Raw genomic sequence first — 17,582 nt, 5'->3', positions numbered from 1 at the left:
CACTGCACAAAAGAGTACCCTTTCTTTCTAATGTGGGAGTCATTTCAAAGCATAAGTCTAATTCATAACTTGTTTATCTATAACAATTAACTTAAAAAAACACAGGGTTTTTATTATATATTTTCAATCTAATATAGAATTTATTGCTTAATTACCTAATATAAATAACTTATTTATATTAATGCTTGAAGTGTCTATATCCTGTAAATACCATTGAGATTCCATATTTGTTACAAACGTCTATTGACTCTTGATCTCTAATAGATCCACCTGGTTGAATTATCGCTTTAATGCCAGCTTTTGCCGCTGTCTCTGCAACATCTCCAAATGGGAAGTAAGCATCTGATGCAAGGATTGTAGCTCCTTTTCCTCTCTTTAAAGCATCTTCTGTTGGCCAGATTCTATTAACTTGACCACCGCCAATTCCAAGTGCTATTCCATTATGAGCAACAACTATAGCATTAGATTTAACGTATTTAACTACTTTCATTCCAAATAATAAATCATTCATTTCTTCATCAGTTGGTTTCTTTTCAGTTACAAATTTAATTTCTTCTACTAATTTATTATCTTCCTCTTGAACAAGCATTGCCCCATCAACTGTAACCATATATTTATCTGCCTTTGGAGTATTATGGAATTTAAGAACTCTTAAATTCTTCTTAGTTTTTAAAATTTCTAAAGCATCTTCATCATATTCTGGTGCAGCTATAACTTCTAAGAAAATTTTAACCATTTCTTCAGCAGTTTTCTTATCTACTTTTCTATTAAATCCAATGATTCCTCCAAATATTGAAGTTGGATCTACTTCATATGCCTTCATATACGCTTCATAAGAATCTTTTCCAATTGCAACACCACAAGGTGTATTATGTTTTAATGCACAGCATGCTGGTTCATCAAATTCATTAGCACATTTCCAAGCTATATCAACATCTTTAAAGTTATTATAAGATAATTCCTTACCATTTAATGTTTCAAAAGTATTCATAGCTCCATCAAGCATTGTTGATGCGTAAACAGCTGCAGTTTGATGTGAATTTTCACCATATCTAAGGCTTTGCATCTTCTTATATGAAACTGAAAGATATTCTGGATATTCTTCTTCATCATCAGCTAATAAGAAGTTTGAAATAGCCCCATCATAAGCACTCATAAGATTAAATACTTTACCAGCTAATTTCTTCTTAGTCTTATAAGAAGTTTCTCCATCTGCTTCAATCTCTTCCATAACAACTTTATAGTCATTCTTATCAGAAATTACTACAACATCCTGAAAATTCTTAGCTGCTGCTCTAAGCATTGTAGGTCCACCAATATCTATAAATTCAACCTTTTCTTCAAATTCTAAATCTTCTTTAACTTTCTCAAAGAATGGATATAGATTTACAACTACATAATCTATAGTATGAATATTTCTTCCTTTTAATGTATTCATATGTTCTTCATTGTCTCTTATAGCTAATATTCCAGCATGAACTAATGGATGAAGTGTTTTAACTCTTCCATCTAACATTTCAGGAAAATCAGTAACTTCATTGATTTCAATTACATTTAATCCATTTTCCTTTAAATATTTATAAGTTCCACCTGTTGATACAATTTCAACATCTTTAGATACTAAAAATTTAGCAAAATCTAAAACTCCCTCTTTATCAAATACACTTATTAAAGCTCTCTTTTTCACGAAAAGGCCTCCTTTATTCTTCTATCTTGACTCTACCATCAATTACTCTGATTTTATTTTCGCTAATTAACTTAATTGCCTTAGGTAATATTTCGTGTTCTTTTTCTAAAATCCTCTTTTGAAGAGTTTCCGCATCATCTTCAAAATAAACTGGCACAACTTCTTGAAGAAGTATGGCACCCCCATCAACTTCAGAATTTACAAAGTGAACTGTACATCCTGAAAATCTTACACCACTTTTAATTACGGCTTCATGAACCTTTAATCCGTACATTCCAGGTCCACAAAAAGATGGAATTAAAGATGGATGAATGTTTATAATTCTATTATCAAATTCCTTTAATATTTCCCCATCTAAAATTGCCAAAAATCCTGCAAGAACTATTAAATCAACCTTTCCCGTTGTTAATTCTAAGATCTTGTTAGAGGATTCTTCACCATATTCACGCCTATTAACAACAAAAGTATCTATATTATGCTTTTTAGCCCTCTCTAAAGCATAAATATTATCACGGCTTCCTATAACCATCTCTATCTTAACATTCATATAGTTACTTTCAACCGCATCTATTACCGATTGTAGGTCTGTTCCGCCCCCAGAAACCAAGACCGCTATTTTAAACAAATACCTTCACCCCCAGATGTTACGTATCCTATTTCATAAGCTTTTTCTCCCATTTCTACTAAAGCCTTTATAATAGGTTCCACATCTTCATCTTTAACAGCAAGAACAAACCCTATTCCCATGTTAAAAGTGTTATACATATGCTCCTTGTCTACACCTTTTTCAATGATTCTTTCAAATATAGCTGGAAGTGGATATGAATCTTTGTTAATTACAGCTGTGAAGTCCCCACCATTAAACATTCTTGGAACATTTTCTATAAATCCACCACCTGTAACATGAGCCATACCTTTAATCTCATAGCTTTCTAACAATTTAAGTACTGGTTTTACATAAATCTTAGTTGGTGTAATTAATGTCTTCCATACTTCTTCACCATTAAATTCTTCATTTAAATCTGGGAATACTTTTCTGATTAATGAATATCCATTAGAATGTATTCCAGAAGAGGCTATACCAATCAACTTATCTCCATCTTTAATATTGCTTCCATTAATAATCTTATCTTTATCAGCTATACCAACTGCAAATCCAGCCATATCATATTCTCCATCTGAATAGAATCCAGGCATTTCAGCTGTTTCTCCACCAATTAAGGCACAGTCAGAATCAACGCATCCATCCGATATACCTTTAACTAAATCTGCTGCAACTTCAGCTTCAAGCTTCCCACAAGCTATATAATCTAAGAAAAATAATGGTTTTGCCCCATGGCATAAAATATCATTTACGCACATAGCTACGCAGTCAATACCAACTGTATCGTACTTCTTGTTCTTAAATGCGATTTCAAGCTTAGTTCCTACTCCATCAGTTCCAGAAACTAAAACTGGTTTTTCATAACCTGATGGTAATTCAACCATCCCAGCAAAACTTCCAAGACCATTTAAAACATATTGACTCATAGTTCTTGCTGCATATTCTTTTATAAGCTTAACTGATTTATATCCTTCTTCTATGTTAACTCCCGCTTCTTTGTAAGTAATCATTTATTAACTCCACCTTTCAAAATGCTATTGACATATTCAAAAAACAATAGATGAATGTGCCTTAGATGTCTATATCTCTTTCTCTACTGGTGTTGCAACTGGGTAAACTCCATTAAAGCATCCCATACAAAATTCTTCTCTATCACCGCAGCTCTTATAAACGCCTTCTTCACTTAGATATCCTAAATAATCTGCTCCAATCATATCTCTAATCTCTTCTATAGTATTATTAGCAGCAACAAGCTCACTTCTATAAGGTGTATCTATTCCAAAATAACATGGATACTTAACACTTGGTGATGCTAGTAAGAAACTAACTTCTTTTACACCTACACGTCTAAGTGATTCAACTAAATGTTTTGATGTAGTGCCTCTTACTACTGAGTCATCAATAAGTATAACTCTTTTTCCTTCTAAGTTTGATTTTAGTGGATTTAACTTTACTGCAACTGCTCTTTCTCTAATTTCTTGAGATGGCGATATAAAAGTTCTTCCAACGTATCTGTTTTTAATAAATCCAGTATCATAAGGTATACCAGAAGCCTTTGCATATCCGATAGCTGCTGGTATTCCAGAGTCTGGAACTGCTATAACAACATCTGCATCTAATGGATGCTCTTTATATAACTGTTCTCCTGCTTTAACTCTTGTTGTATGAACTTCAAGCCCATCAATTCTAGAGTCTGGTCTAGCAAAATATATATATTCAAAAGCACATGTCTGACATTTAGTATTTTCAGAATATCTATATGAACTTATTCCTTCACTGTCTATTATAACTATTTCTCCTGGTTCTATATCCCTTACAAATTCAGCACCTATTGCATCTAAAGCGCAGCTTTCTGAAGTTAGAATGTAACCTTCTTCAATTTTCCCCAATGAAAGCGGTCTAATTCCATGTGGATCTCTAGCCCCAATTAATCTATCCTTTGACATAATAGTTAATGCAAATGAACCTCTAACAGCTGACATAGCATCAACTACTGCTTTTGCAAAACCTTTTTTTGCGCTTCTTGCTATAAGACATGCAATTACTTCAGAATCTGTTGTAGTATGGAAAATTTGTCCTCCATCTTCAAGCAATTCTTTTATTACATCTGCATTTACTAAAGTTCCGTTATGAGCCATAGCTATTGGTCCCATCTTTGATGAAACGAGTATTGGCTGAGCATTTTCAATGCCTTTTCCACCAGCAGTTGAATATCTTACGTGGCCTATAGCTATATGACCTTTTAGCTTTTGTAAATCTTCCTGCTTAAATGCTTCAGTTATTAAACCTAATCCTTTATGTATGTCAATTTTTTCACCATCTGCTACTGCAATTCCAGCACTTTCCTGCCCTCTATGTTGAAGAGCATAAAGTCCATAGTAAGTCATTGATGCTACATCTATTGGCTTATTAGTATATACTCCAAATACCCCACACTCATCCTTAAATTTATCATTACTTGGATCCATTATTAATTCAAAATTCGGATTACTCATCTATACAATCCTTTCACTAATCTATTTTTGAAAAACTTAAAATACATGAGAACTAATGCACAATTAAGGATGAAATTTTTTTTGACTTCTAAATCACATAATTCATCAAACTTCATCAGAGAAATGAGAATTCAAAATAACACTCAAGACTTAATGTACGAATTCTCAACCTTCCTCTGTGAACTTAGTTCCCTCATTGTGCATTGCTAATTGCATTCTAATATAAATTTTATAGTAAATTTGATTCTAAATATATACTACTTAGAAATTCTCTTTAATATTTCAACATAAGCATCTTTAACATTACCTAAGTCTCTTCTGAATCTATCTTTATCTAATTTTTCTCCTGTTGTTGCATCCCAGAATCTACAAGTGTCTGGTGATATTTCATCAGCTAAAACTATTGTTCCATCAGCACATCTACCAAATTCAACTTTAAAGTCAATTAAGTTTATGTTTTGTTCTTTAAATACAGCTTTAAGAGTGTCATTAATTTTTGCTGTCATATCATAGATTACTTTTAATTCTTCAAAAGTAGTTGCACCAATTCCAACTGCATGATAATCATTTATTAATGGATCTCCTAGTGAGTCATCTTTATATGATAATTCAAATACAGTAGTCTTAAGCTTAAATCCTTCTTCAAGACCTAATCTCTTAGCCATGCTTCCTGCTGCAACATTTCTCACTATTACTTCAAGTGGAACTATTTCAACCTTTTTACATAATTGTTCTCTATCATTTAGTTTCTCTATAAAATGAGTTTTAACTCCTGCTTTTTCTAATATTTCAAATAATACTGAAGTTATAGCATTATTCATTATACCTTTATCTTCGATTTGGCCTTTCTTTTCTCCATTGAATGCTGTAGCATCGTCTTTGTAATATACAATTACTTCATCAGCCTTATCTGTTGCGTAAATTTTCTTTGCTTTTCCTTCATATAACATTTCTAATTTTTCCATTATAGTTCTACCCCTTCCGCATTTTCCTCAATGAATTTTTTCTTCATATTTAATCTGAATTCTTTTAATTTATTTTTTAATTCATCATTATTAACTGATAACATTTGAACCGCTAACATTCCTGCATTGTAGCTGTTATTTATACCAACAGTTGCAACTGGAATTGACTTTGGCATTTGTACTATAGAATATAATGCATCAACACCTTCAAGAGCTGCCTTAACTGGAACTCCTATTACAGGAAGTATTGTCTTTGATGCTATTACTCCTGGTAAATGTGCTGCAAGCCCTGCTCCAGCTATAATAACTTGACATCCTTGAGCTTGAATTTCTTCTAATGTTTCTTCTAATTTTTCTGGTACTCTATGAGCTGAAAGTATAAACGCTTTGTACTCTACTCCAAATTCCTTTAAAGCATTTGCTGCTCCTCTCATAACCTCTGTGTCTGATTTACTTCCAAAAAATATTGCTACCTGCATTTTTAAGCCTCCTGTTTTTGTAATGTTCCTATTAATACATTTATATATTTCTCTTAAGGGCTATCCCCCGCATTATAAGTGAGAGTCCAAAAAGTGATGCTCCAAATTTTGTATTTGGTTAGCAGAACTTTCTCCTTGGAGCTTTTACATTTGGTTTCTCGAACTTACTCAGCGAACGTATGTGAGTCGAGTTTCCTTATAAATGTCTGTAACCCGCATTATCACTATAAATATTTACATATTTATCTATTTACATATCTTCATATTTATCTTTTTAAATATTTATATACTTAACTTTGTACATATTTAAAAATTTAACTTCTTACATATATACCTATTTAAATTTTTAAATATATAACTATTTTTATATTCTGCATCTTTCATCTAATTGAGAGTTAGCAATCAGCAAGCAATGCTAACTTTCAACTTTTATTTAAAATATTCTACTCCTGCTTTGAAGATCTTTTGATCAAAGTCTCCTGGGATGTTTCTATATAAATCTGTTCCTATTCTTTCACTATGTGCCATCTTACCTAAGACTCTTCCATCTGGACTTGTTATACCTTCTATTCCGTACATTGATCCATTTGGATTGAACGGCATATTTAATGATACATTTCCATCAAAGTCAACATATTGAGTTGCCACTTGACCATTAGCAATTAATTCTTTAATTAAGCTTTCTGGTGCAACAAATCTTCCTTCACCATGCGAGATTGCAACTGAATGTATATCTCCTACATTAACTTCACTGAACCAAGGTGATTTATTTGAAACAACCTTTGTACTTATAATTGAAGACATATGTCTGTTTATATTGTTGTAAGTCAATGTTGCCATATCTTCTTTAATATCAACTATTTCGCCATATGGTACTAATCCTAATTTAATTAACGCTTGGAAGCCGTTACAAATACCAAGTGCTAATCCATCTCTATTTTTAAGTAATTCCATTACGCTATTGCTTATCTTTTCATTTCTAAGAGCATTGGCAATGAATTTACCTGAACCATCTGGTTCATCCCCTGCTGAGAAGCCTCCTGGAATCATAAGAATTTGAGCAGTACTTATTTCTTTTGCAAGTCTTTCAATAGATTCATTAAGTGCTTCTTTAGTAATATTTCTAAATACTACTTGAGTTACTTCTGCTCCTTCTTTTTCAAATGCTCTTGCACAGTCATATTCACAGTTGTTTCCTGGGAATACTGGAATTACAACCTTTGGCTTAGCTACTTTAATTGCTGGAGAAAGTGTTGATTTCTTATCATATAAAACTGTTTCTACTTTTCCTTCTACATCTTCAGTTTTAATTTTAAATACTGAGCTTAATTTTTCTTCGTATGTTTTTTCTAAAGCTTCTATATCTAAATTCAAATCATATTCCTTAGAAATTATAACTGCTGAACTTATTGTCTTACCAACTTCTTTATATAAACACTCTTTGAATTCTTCTTCTACATTAACACCATTCTTAACTTCTAGTACTATAGTTCCATAGTTAAATCCAAATAGCTCATCCTTTGTTAAGTTTTCAATTTCTGCACCAATTCTATTTCCAAGTGTCATTTTAGTAACAGTTTCTGAAACTCCACCATACTTAACAGCAGATGCTGAAATTACTTTTCCGCTTTGAATTAAGTTATATAGTACGTCTAAGTTCTTCTTAATCTTATCTAAATTTATAGTTCCATCTTCTAGTTTTTCAGTTTGAAGTAAAACTAAACTTGATCCTGCTTCTTTAAATTCTGGTGATATTATATTTCTAGCTTTTTCTACTCCTACAGCAAATGATACTAATGTTGGAGGTACATCTAAATCTCCAAAACTTCCTGACATTGAGTCCTTACCACCGATTGCTGCTGTTTCAAATGCCATTTGAGCTTCATATGCACCAAGCAATGCTGCAAATGGTTTTCCCCATCTAGAGCTTTCTGATCCTAATCTTTCAAAATACTCTTGGAATGTAAGCCTAGCTTTTCTGTAATCTCCACCCATAGCTACAAGTTTTGATATACTTTCAATTACTGCATAGTATGCCATATGATATGGACTCCAAGTACCTAATTCTGGATTAAATCCAAATGTCATTAATGTAGCATCTGCACTTTCTCCATCTAGAACTGGGATTTTAGCTGCCATTCCTTCTGCTGGAGTCTTTGCATACTTACCACCAAATGGCATAAGTACTGTTCCATGTCCTATTGTTGCATCAAATCTTTCTGATAATCCTTGCTGAGATGATACATTTAATTTTCTTAAATTATTTATCCATTCTTCTTTAACATCAATATCTGCTACTACATATGGATAATCAACTGGAGCTTTAACTGTAACATTTGTCTTTTGAGTTGCACCATTTGTATCTAAGAATATTCTCTTTAAATCAACTATATTTTTACCTCTCCAGAATAATCTAAGTCTATCTGTATCAGTAACATGTGCAACTAAATTGGCTTCCAAGTTTTCATCGTTTGAAAGTCTTATAAATTCATCTGCATCTTCTTTCTTAACAACTACTGCCATTCTTTCTTGTGATTCTGAAACCGCAAGTTCTGTTCCATCTAGACCTTCATATTTCTTTGGAACTTTATCTAAATCTATATCTAATCCTCTGCAAAGTTCTCCAATTGCAACTGAAACTCCACCTGCACCAAAGTCATTACATCTCTTAATCATCTTTGCTACTTTAGAATTTCTAAATAATCTTTGAAGCTTTCTTTCAGTAGGTGCATTTCCTTTTTGAACTTCTGCTCCACATTCATTAAGTGAATCTACTGTATGTTCCTTAGATGAACCTGTAGCTCCTCCAACACCGTCTCTTCCAGTTCTACCACCAAGTAAGATAATAACATCTCCTAAAGCTGGTTCTTCTCTTACCACATTTTCCTTAGGTGCTGCTGCAATAACTGCTCCAACTTCCATTCTCTTTGCTGCATAGTTTGGATGATATACTTCTTCAACTTGACCTGTTGCAAGACCAATTTGATTTCCATATGAACTATATCCATGAGCTGCTCCAAGTGTTATCTTTCTTTGAGGAAGTTTCCCTTCTAATGTATCTTCAACTGGAACTGTTGGATCTGCTGCTCCTGTAACTCTCATTGCTTGATATACGTAAGTTCTTCCTGATAGTGGATCTCTTATAGCTCCACCAAGACATGTTGCTGCTCCACCAAAAGGTTCAATTTCTGTTGGATGGTTATGTGTTTCATTCTTGAACATTACTAAGTAATCTTCCATGCCTTTATCAGTTTCAATTTTCACGTTAATTGAACAAGCATTTATTTCTTCGGAAATATCTAGATCTTCAAGTTTTCCTCTTTTTCTAAGTTCTTTCATAGCAATTACTGCCATATCCATAAGAGTTTTATTCTTTTCTTTCTCGCCATAAACATATGATCTAGATTTTATATAACCTTCATAACTTGCTTTTATTGGAGCTGTATATTTATTATCTTCAATTTGGATATCTTCTAATATAGTTGAGAATGTTGTATGTCTACAGTGATCTGACCAGTATGTATCTATAACTTTAATTTCAGTTATACTTGGATCTCTTTTCTCTCCTTTGAAATAATCTTGAATCATAAGAAGATCATCAATACTCATAGCCAAACCTTGTCCACTATGAAATTCTTTTAATTGATCCAATGTCTTGCTGGTAAATCCATCTAAGATTTGTACATCTTTAGGTATGTTTGAAAGTGATGATAAATCTTTGCTATTTATATCTACTTCCCTTGAATCGACTGGGTTTATATAATATTTCTTAATTTTTTCAATATCATCTTTTGAAAGGTTTCCTTTTAATAATACTACTTTAGCTGATTTTATTTCAACCTTGTCTTCTGCTGTTAATAGAGCTAGACATTCTGAAGCTGAATCTGCTCTTTGATCGTATTGACCTGGCAAATATTCTACACCAAAAGCTACTTCTCCTTCATTCATTGGTAATTCTGATTCGTAAACTACATCTACTGTTGCTTCAGAAAAAATTGTATGTAAAGCCTTATTATAATATTCTTCAGGTATATCTGATATTATATATTTATTAACAAGTCTTACGTCTTCTAATCCAGTTACTCCTAAGTTATCTCTAAAATCATTTAATAAACTTTGAGCTTCTACATTAAATCCTTTTTTCTTTTCAACGAATACGCTTCTAATATTTAACATTTTAATTCCTCCAAAAAATATTATGAGATTTAGCCTAGGTGCATTCAAAAAATACCTCGTCAATATACTTGTATATTATACTTGTTATTTTTTTCATTTACCTACTCACTACACCTTCGTAATGGCGAATGTTTTCCGATAACACTCTACTAACTTTCGTATCGATACCATAAGATTATCATTCAACACGTATGTTGTCAACCTATTTTATGTTAAATTTTCATTTAATTTATGTTTTTACGAACTATATATTTATATTATTTTTATATAGTTCGTATTTTGTTTGTTTAATATATATTTTTATGTATTATAAAGCATTTTTTCTTTTTTCTTAGAATAGTGCACATTTTTATAGTATAAAGAATCAATTTCAACATAATCTATGTTGAAAAAAAGACGCAGATAATTATAGTGTTTTCTATCAATCCTATAATTATCTGCGTCTAAAAATTTATTTTTCTATATAAAAAATAAAGAGTCATAAGATTTCTCTTATGACTCAACAACTTACTATCTGTCGAAGTTTCTGTTGTTTCTTTGTTGCTTTCTAGCTCTTCTACAATCAGGACATCTAACTGGATCGTTATCAAATCCTTTTTCTTTGTAGAATTCTTGTTCTCCAACTGTGAAAACAAATTCCTTTCCACAATCTTTACATACTAAAGTTCTATCTTCCATTATAAAAATCCTCCCTTTTTCCAAAGATTATAACCTGATACCTAGACCCAATCTCTGAAACAGAGGCGAATGTACAGTATTGATTAAATCTTGAATTATCTTACATTCTTATAATACCACACTTTGCCACATATTTCAACACTAATTCTTATAATTAAATTGTTAAATTTAAACCTTCTCAATTTATAATATATCAAAACTTTTATTAACTTATATATAATTTGTTAAAAAAATTGAGGTTTAATTCAACCTCAATCCTAATATAGCTACTCTTCTTCGAACATTAGACCCTCTTGCAATTTTCCAGCATCCATTGATACTATTCTATCTGACACTTTTTTAGCAAAGTCCATATCATGAGTTATAATCATCATACTCATGCCTTTTTCACTTAAACGCTTTATTAAATTTGCAACTTCTCCAGTTAGTCCTGGATCTAGTGCAGAAGTTGGCTCATCAAAGCACATTATTTTAGGTTCAAGCACTAATGCTCTTCCAATAGCAACTCTTTGTTTTTGACCACCAGATAATTCAAATGGATAGTTATTTTTCTTTCCTAACAAGTCTAAGAAACCTAAAGTTTCTTCTGCTTTCTTTATTGCTTCTTCTTTTGACCATCCTAACACCTTTTGTGGTGCTTCAATAAGATTTTCTAAAACACTCATATGCGGAAATAAGTTAAAATTTTGAAATACTAATCCTATATCTTTTCTTATTTCTTTTAACGCATTTTTATCTACATACTTACCATTTTTACATAAAACTTTTCCGTTAACTTCTATATCGCCTTCATCACAATGTTCCAATTCATTTACACATCTAAGTAAAGTTGTCTTTCCGCCACCTGAATTTCCAACGACAACTAATATTTCACCTTTTTTTATATGAAGATTAACACCTTTTAAAACTTCTGTATTTCCGAATCTCTTTTTCAAATTACTTACTTTAAGCATATAATCTCCTCCACACTATTTATAATAGTCATACTTATCTTCAATTTTCTTTAATATTTGACTGAAAATTGCTATTACTACTAAGTAAACAGCACCAACTATTAAAAGAGGTAATAACGAAACATCTCTATTAGCAGCAGTTTTACCTATCTTTAGTAACTCATCCATACCCACTACATAAACTAGTGAAGTATCCTTCACTAAAGTTGTTATTTCATTTGCAACTGGTGGTATTACTGTTTTAAATGCTTGAGGAAGTATTATTCTAAAAAACGTTTGTCTCGAACTTAACCCTAAAACTTTAGCCCCTTCAACTTGTCCATTATCTATAGATTCTATACCTGCTCTAAATATTTCTCCAAAATAAGCTCCATAATTTAAAGTAAATGCTAAAATTGCTGCTGGAAATCTATCAAAGCTGACCCCTACTAGAGGAAGTCCAAAGAAAATCACAATAATTTGTAATAACAGAGGAGTACCTCTCATTATAAGAATATATATTCCACTTATTTGCTTAAGTATTAGAGATTTAGATGTCCTCATTACAGCTACTATTACTCCTAATGGAATAGATAATACTAATGTAAGTACAAAAATTTCTAATGTGACTTTTAATCCCTCTAATACTTGAGGCATTATCTCTAAAATATAACTCAAAGTTATTTCCTCCTCTTTATTTTCAAATTATTTATGCGTAAAATAATCTGCTTCGCAGACTGTGTGTTTTTAATACTTCTAAAAGTTATCTATAGATTGTCCAATAATATAATCTCCTAAAGAATAAAAAGTGGCCAGGCCACATTCCAATCAAATGTTAATAAAGAACAATTAAGAGTGATGGATGAAATCACTTTTAAATTTCCAAAAAGAAATTCTTTTATAATTTCATCACTTATTATTCACCATCAGTATTTATATTTCTAACTAGTTAATTTAGTAAATTTTATTTATAATATTAACTTCATAAAATTCTAATAAATTAAGTTTATAATTATCTAATTAACACTATTTAAGGATTATATCTTGTTCGAACCATTTCTTTGATATGTCTGCTGCAGTTCCATCAGAAATAACTTCATCTAAAGCTTTGTTAAAAGCTTCTACAAATTTAGTATCACCTTTTTTAATTCCAACACCGTACTCTTCACTTCCAAAATTCTCAGTTAAGATTTTATATTTCTCTTCTCCTCTTGCTTTCATATAATATCTTGCTAAAATCTCGTCTACAACAATTGCATCTAATCTCTTTGCTTCTAAGTCCATTAATGCTGCATTATTATCTTCAAATGTAACAAGCTTTCCGCCATCAAAAGATTTTTCAATATCACCAGCTGCTTCAACTGCATCTACTGCTGTAGATCCATTTTGAGCACCAACTTTTTTACCTGCTAAATCATTTTTAGATTTAATAGTAGAATCTGCTAATGTTACTATAACTTGTGTATTACTTAAATATGGTTTTGAAAATTCAACTTTTTCCTTTCTTTCATCAGTAATTGAATATCCATTCCATATTAAATCTATATTACCGTTGTTAAGTTCAGTTTCTTTCATACTCCAATCAATTGATTGAAATTTCACCTTCTTATTAAGTTTTTTACCTACTGCATTTGCTAAATCAACGTCAAATCCAACTATTTCCCCGTTCTCATTCTTAAATCCCATTGGAACAAAAGTATCATCTAAACCTATTACTAATTCATCTTTATCTAATGCACTTTTTGCTGCCTTTGATTCTGATGACTTATTAGCATTTCCACCGCATGCAACCAAGCTTACTCCTAATGTAGCTATGATGGCAGCTACTGTTAATTTTTTTATTAAACTATTTATTTTCATATGTACTAACCCCCTACATCACTTTCTATTTATCACTTTATCATACTAAAGCAAAAGAATCAAGTATTTTTTATATTCTAAATTATAACAGGCATAACAGATGCTGTATTACGCCTATCATACCTGTAAAAAACTTAGAATTATAAATTTTATCTAGTGGTTGCTATTCTATCTATCGCTCTTTCAAGGTTATTCATATGTGATGTAAATTCATCTACTGTATCTGTTACTTGCTTTTTATCAATTGGATCCTTAAATGTATCTGCTCTATCTTTTGCATCATCAACATTATCTTTAATTTCATCTAATTTATTAGATATATCATCAAATTTATTTTTAATATCTTCACTTTTTCCTTCAAAATCAGCATTATTGAGCTCGTCCGTTAATTCATCTGCTTTATCATTTAATTCTTTCATTACACGTGTAGTATCACTATCTACTTCATTAACTTTATCAGAAATTTCCTTAGGGTTAGACTTTAATTTATCCATTAATTCTTTCATCTTATCTGATTCAAAAACTTCATTAACCTTATCTGCAGATGGCTTTTCATCTGTATCTTCTTTTGTTTGAAGTATATAATCATCTTTAAGATTACAACCAATTAAAGAAAAAGAAAGTATTAATAAAAGTATAAAGCTCATTATATTTTTCTTTTTCATTTCTTCACCTCAATTTGTTTTATAATATATATTACACAAATAATCCTTCATCATAATTCTAAAAATGTTACAAGAATTTTAGCCGTAATTGTGAATTGCAACATATATAGTCTATATTAATATTTTTTTGCTAATCTTTCAATAATGAAATTGAGGCACACTTAAACGCAACAAGTTCATCTAAGCTAAAGAGTATTTTTCAATTTAGATAATAATCTTTTTTTATATTTTATACTTGCCACTTCGCTTATATCAGCTAATAATCTATAATTTGATATTCCACCATATACTCCAACTATCGGTATCCCCTGAATAACTTTTGATACAACTATATTTTCAGATAAACATTTTGAAGCTGACTCAATTAATTCATTTATATCAACCTTAAGGTCATGATTATTTTCAATACTATAAGCAATTCTATCCACTTCATTTGAGTATAGAATTTTTTCATCTGTTTTTATAGAACTTGCACAAATTATATTTAATATAAATGCCTTTTCACTTTTAGACTTATAATCAAATCCATAATTCACACAAATCTCATACACAGTTTTTAATATTACTCCAATAAACACGGGTATATCCGGTATTCCAATTCCTAATATACCAAGTAATGTCCCTTCGGCTGCTGTGATCCCTTTATTTATAAGCACACCTTTTTTCACTCTTTTATCTATTCTGCTTAAATTTTTGTTATTCATCTGCTTAGATAAAATATATTCATCTATATCTGCTTCATTTTTAATTTTCTCTGAGTTGTAACTTTTCTCTATTACTGTAGTACCTTTTTCAAAAACATAATAAAATCCCTTTTCAAATGCTTTCTCAAAAGTTTCTATCATATTTTTCGGAATTTTTTCTTCTAATTGCTCTTTTACAGGTAATATCTTATTTTTTATATATTCATTTTCTTTTTTATAAAAGAACTTGTCTTCTCTTTTTATTAACTTTTTCATTTGACTATTTAGTATTCTTTCTTTTCTTTTATCCCTATAATCCATGCGCAGCTATACCGAATCCCTTCTATAAATAATAAATTACTGTACTTAATTAACCTACTTATATAATATAATAATTGCACCAAAAACGGTATTTCAAACATAATTAATTGATTTACCTAAAATAATATATATTAAATATGTAAAAGTTCAAGCAAATAAATTAAAATTTGCACGCTCTACATTGTTTCTCTACTTAGATGAAACTTGACTCACTTTCGTTCACTGAGTGCTCACAGAGCAAGCGACCATCATCGAATCATAAATTCGAGATGCCTTCTTAATTGATTCACACAAAATCAAAGATTTTGGTTCACTACCTAAAAGAGAGCAATTATCTTGCTCTCTTTTAAGTGTATTTAGTTTATTATTTCTTTCCTGATCCTTTTAGCATTTCTCCAATTGCAGCTATACTCCCAAGAGATGATAAAGTCTCATTTGGTAATATAAGCTTGTTTGCTGGACTGTTAGCCATTTCTTTAAGTGCTTCAACTTGCTTTAATGCTATAACAGTTTCATTTGTTCCAGACTCAATAATAGCTTGATTTACTTTTCTTATAGCTTGAGATTCTGCAATCGCTATTTGTTCTATAGCCTTTGCTTTACCTTCTGCTTCTAGTAGCTGAGATTCTTTTAAACCTTCTGCTCTTCTTATATTTGCTTGCTTTTCTGCTTCTGCTGATAAGATCTTAGCTTGTTTTTCTCCTTCTGCTTTTTCTATTTGAGATTGTCTCAAACCTTCTGCTTGAAGAATCATAGCTCTCTTATCTCTTTCAGCTTTCATTTGCTTTTCCATTGCTTGTTGGATTTCAGCTGGTGGAACTATATTTTTAATTTCAACTGAAAGTATCTTTATTCCATAAGCATCAGTAACTTCATCAATAATGCTTAAAAGATCTTGATTTATACTATCTCTTCCTGATAAAATTTCATCTAATGACATATTACCTAAGATATTTCTCATATTAGTTGTAGCTGAGTATACAATACCTGATTGAAAACTTTCAATATTATAAACTGCATCTCTTGCATTCAATACCTTATAAAATATAACATTGTCTACTAATATTTTAACATTATCTTTAGTTATAACCGATTGTGGCTCCACATCTAAAATTTGTTGTTTTGTAGAAACCTTTCTTCTAACAAAATCTACAAATGGCACAATAAAATGTAATCCTGGTTCCAATACTCTATGGAATTGTCCAAATCTTTCTACAACATATAAATGCCCTGTATTTACAACCTTAATTGATGAGATAACTACTATTAATATTAATAGTAAAATAACCCCTAAAATTATAATAACACTCATAATCTAGTCCTCCTGAACCTTTTCAATTTTTAATTTTATACCTTCTATTCCTTTGATAGTAAACTTGTCCCCTTTGTGAATAATATCGCCTTCATTTATTACAGTCCAATATTCTCCACCAACTTTAACTTGGGCTTTATCTATAATCTCTTTTTCGCTTATCATAATTTTTCCTACATATGTTTCTTCCATTAGTGGTATTCTTTCGTTTGCTGCTTTAAATTTTTTCTTGAGTAACGGGTATCCAACTGCAAATGATATTATATTTAGTACAGAAAATACTATTATTTGAATTATAAATGGCACTTCCATTACTCCACACACTGCAGCTACGACAGCACCTACTGCGAATAGTGTAAAACAAAAATTACTAGTTAAAATATCTATTGCAAATACGCATATAGCTATAACTAACCAAAAAACTGCCGCCCCCATACAACTTCCCTCCTTAAAAACATTATAATATTAGTTCTAAGATTTACTGTCCAATTTTTACATACATACTTGAATTTGTAATCTTATTTTATATTATACAGTACATTTATGAATATTTCAAGATATTTATTAACTCAAAAAGAGTTATTTTATACCTTTTATCTTTTTTTGATTTCACAAACATGTTAGTATATAATTATTAGGATATGTTTATGTTTACTAAGCAAAATATACTTAAAACGTATTTAATTATATTAGAACTATATCTTATAAACCAATAAAAAAACTTA

Annotated in this window: 15 protein-coding genes; all 15 read right to left on the bottom strand. The window is 30.7% G+C overall.

The features are described 5' to 3' along the window. Positions 1-178: 178 nt before the first annotated feature. The 15 genes from purH to F3K33_RS05480 all read right to left on the bottom strand — a co-directional run bounded on the left by purH (position 179) and on the right by F3K33_RS05480 (position 17,292). Entirely contained in the window at positions 179-1,687 is a 1,509-nt protein-coding gene (purH, locus tag F3K33_RS05550) for a bifunctional phosphoribosylaminoimidazolecarboxamide formyltransferase/IMP cyclohydrolase (protein WP_039770437.1), read from the bottom strand. A 13-nt stretch (positions 1,688-1,700) separates the two neighbouring features. After that, positions 1,701-2,312, bottom strand: a complete 612-nt coding sequence (gene purN, locus F3K33_RS05545; RefSeq protein ID WP_039770439.1) for a phosphoribosylglycinamide formyltransferase — start codon at positions 2,310-2,312, stop codon at positions 1,701-1,703. Then, entirely contained in the window at positions 2,300-3,301 is a 1,002-nt protein-coding gene (gene purM, locus F3K33_RS05540; protein ID WP_011968400.1) for a phosphoribosylformylglycinamidine cyclo-ligase, read from the bottom strand. Before purM ends, purN begins: the two co-directional genes overlap by 13 nt. Positions 3,302-3,370: 69 nt before the next feature. Next, positions 3,371-4,786, bottom strand: coding sequence for an amidophosphoribosyltransferase (gene purF / locus F3K33_RS05535; RefSeq protein WP_039770442.1), 1,416 nt, complete (start codon positions 4,784-4,786; stop codon positions 3,371-3,373). A gap of 257 nt (positions 4,787-5,043) precedes the next feature. Beyond that, positions 5,044-5,751, bottom strand: coding sequence for a phosphoribosylaminoimidazolesuccinocarboxamide synthase (gene purC / locus F3K33_RS05530; protein WP_011968398.1), 708 nt, complete (start codon positions 5,749-5,751; stop codon positions 5,044-5,046). Next, entirely contained in the window at positions 5,751-6,230 is a 480-nt protein-coding gene (gene purE, locus F3K33_RS05525; RefSeq protein WP_017210869.1) for a 5-(carboxyamino)imidazole ribonucleotide mutase, read from the bottom strand. The genes purC and purE overlap by 1 nt, the downstream gene beginning before the upstream one ends. Positions 6,231-6,659: 429 nt before the next feature. Then, positions 6,660-10,406: a phosphoribosylformylglycinamidine synthase gene (locus F3K33_RS05520; protein WP_039770444.1), complete on the bottom strand. Its 3,747-nt coding sequence runs from the start codon at positions 10,404-10,406 to the stop codon at positions 6,660-6,662. Between the two features lie 510 nt (positions 10,407-10,916). After that, positions 10,917-11,084, bottom strand: a complete 168-nt coding sequence (locus tag F3K33_RS05515; RefSeq protein WP_023973460.1) for a zinc-ribbon domain-containing protein — start codon at positions 11,082-11,084, stop codon at positions 10,917-10,919. Positions 11,085-11,350: 266 nt separating this feature from the next. Next, complete coding sequence (locus F3K33_RS05510) at positions 11,351-12,037, bottom strand: amino acid ABC transporter ATP-binding protein (RefSeq protein WP_023973461.1); 687 nt, start codon at positions 12,035-12,037, stop codon at positions 11,351-11,353. 15 nt (positions 12,038-12,052) lie between these two features. Next, on the bottom strand, positions 12,053-12,694 hold the full coding sequence (locus tag F3K33_RS05505) for an amino acid ABC transporter permease (RefSeq protein ID WP_039770446.1): 642 nt from the start codon (positions 12,692-12,694) through the stop codon (positions 12,053-12,055). 348 nt (positions 12,695-13,042) lie between these two features. Next, entirely contained in the window at positions 13,043-13,876 is an 834-nt protein-coding gene (locus F3K33_RS05500) for an amino acid ABC transporter substrate-binding protein (RefSeq protein ID WP_023973463.1), read from the bottom strand. A gap of 149 nt (positions 13,877-14,025) precedes the next feature. After that, positions 14,026-14,541 (bottom strand): methyl-accepting chemotaxis protein, encoded by a 516-nt coding sequence (locus F3K33_RS05495; RefSeq protein WP_017210874.1) that lies wholly within the window; start codon positions 14,539-14,541, stop codon positions 14,026-14,028. Positions 14,542-14,726: 185 nt separating this feature from the next. Continuing rightward, entirely contained in the window at positions 14,727-15,545 is an 819-nt protein-coding gene (locus tag F3K33_RS05490; RefSeq protein WP_039770448.1) for an EcsC family protein, read from the bottom strand. 364 nt (positions 15,546-15,909) lie between these two features. Further along, positions 15,910-16,857, bottom strand: coding sequence for an SPFH domain-containing protein (locus F3K33_RS05485; RefSeq protein ID WP_023973465.1), 948 nt, complete (start codon positions 16,855-16,857; stop codon positions 15,910-15,912). Positions 16,858-16,860: 3 nt separating this feature from the next. Beyond that, positions 16,861-17,292 carry an NfeD family protein gene (locus F3K33_RS05480; protein WP_011968388.1) on the bottom strand — a complete coding sequence of 144 codons (432 nt, stop codon included), beginning with the start codon at positions 17,290-17,292 and terminating at the stop codon, positions 16,861-16,863. Between the last annotated feature and the right edge of the window lie 290 nt (positions 17,293-17,582).

The sequence above is a fragment of the Clostridium beijerinckii genome, from assembly GCF_008705175.1.
Taxonomy (GTDB): domain Bacteria; phylum Bacillota; class Clostridia; order Clostridiales; family Clostridiaceae; genus Clostridium; species Clostridium beijerinckii.
The sequence above is the reverse complement of the archived record's forward strand: the minus strand, read 5'-3'. Positions and strand labels throughout refer to the sequence as shown.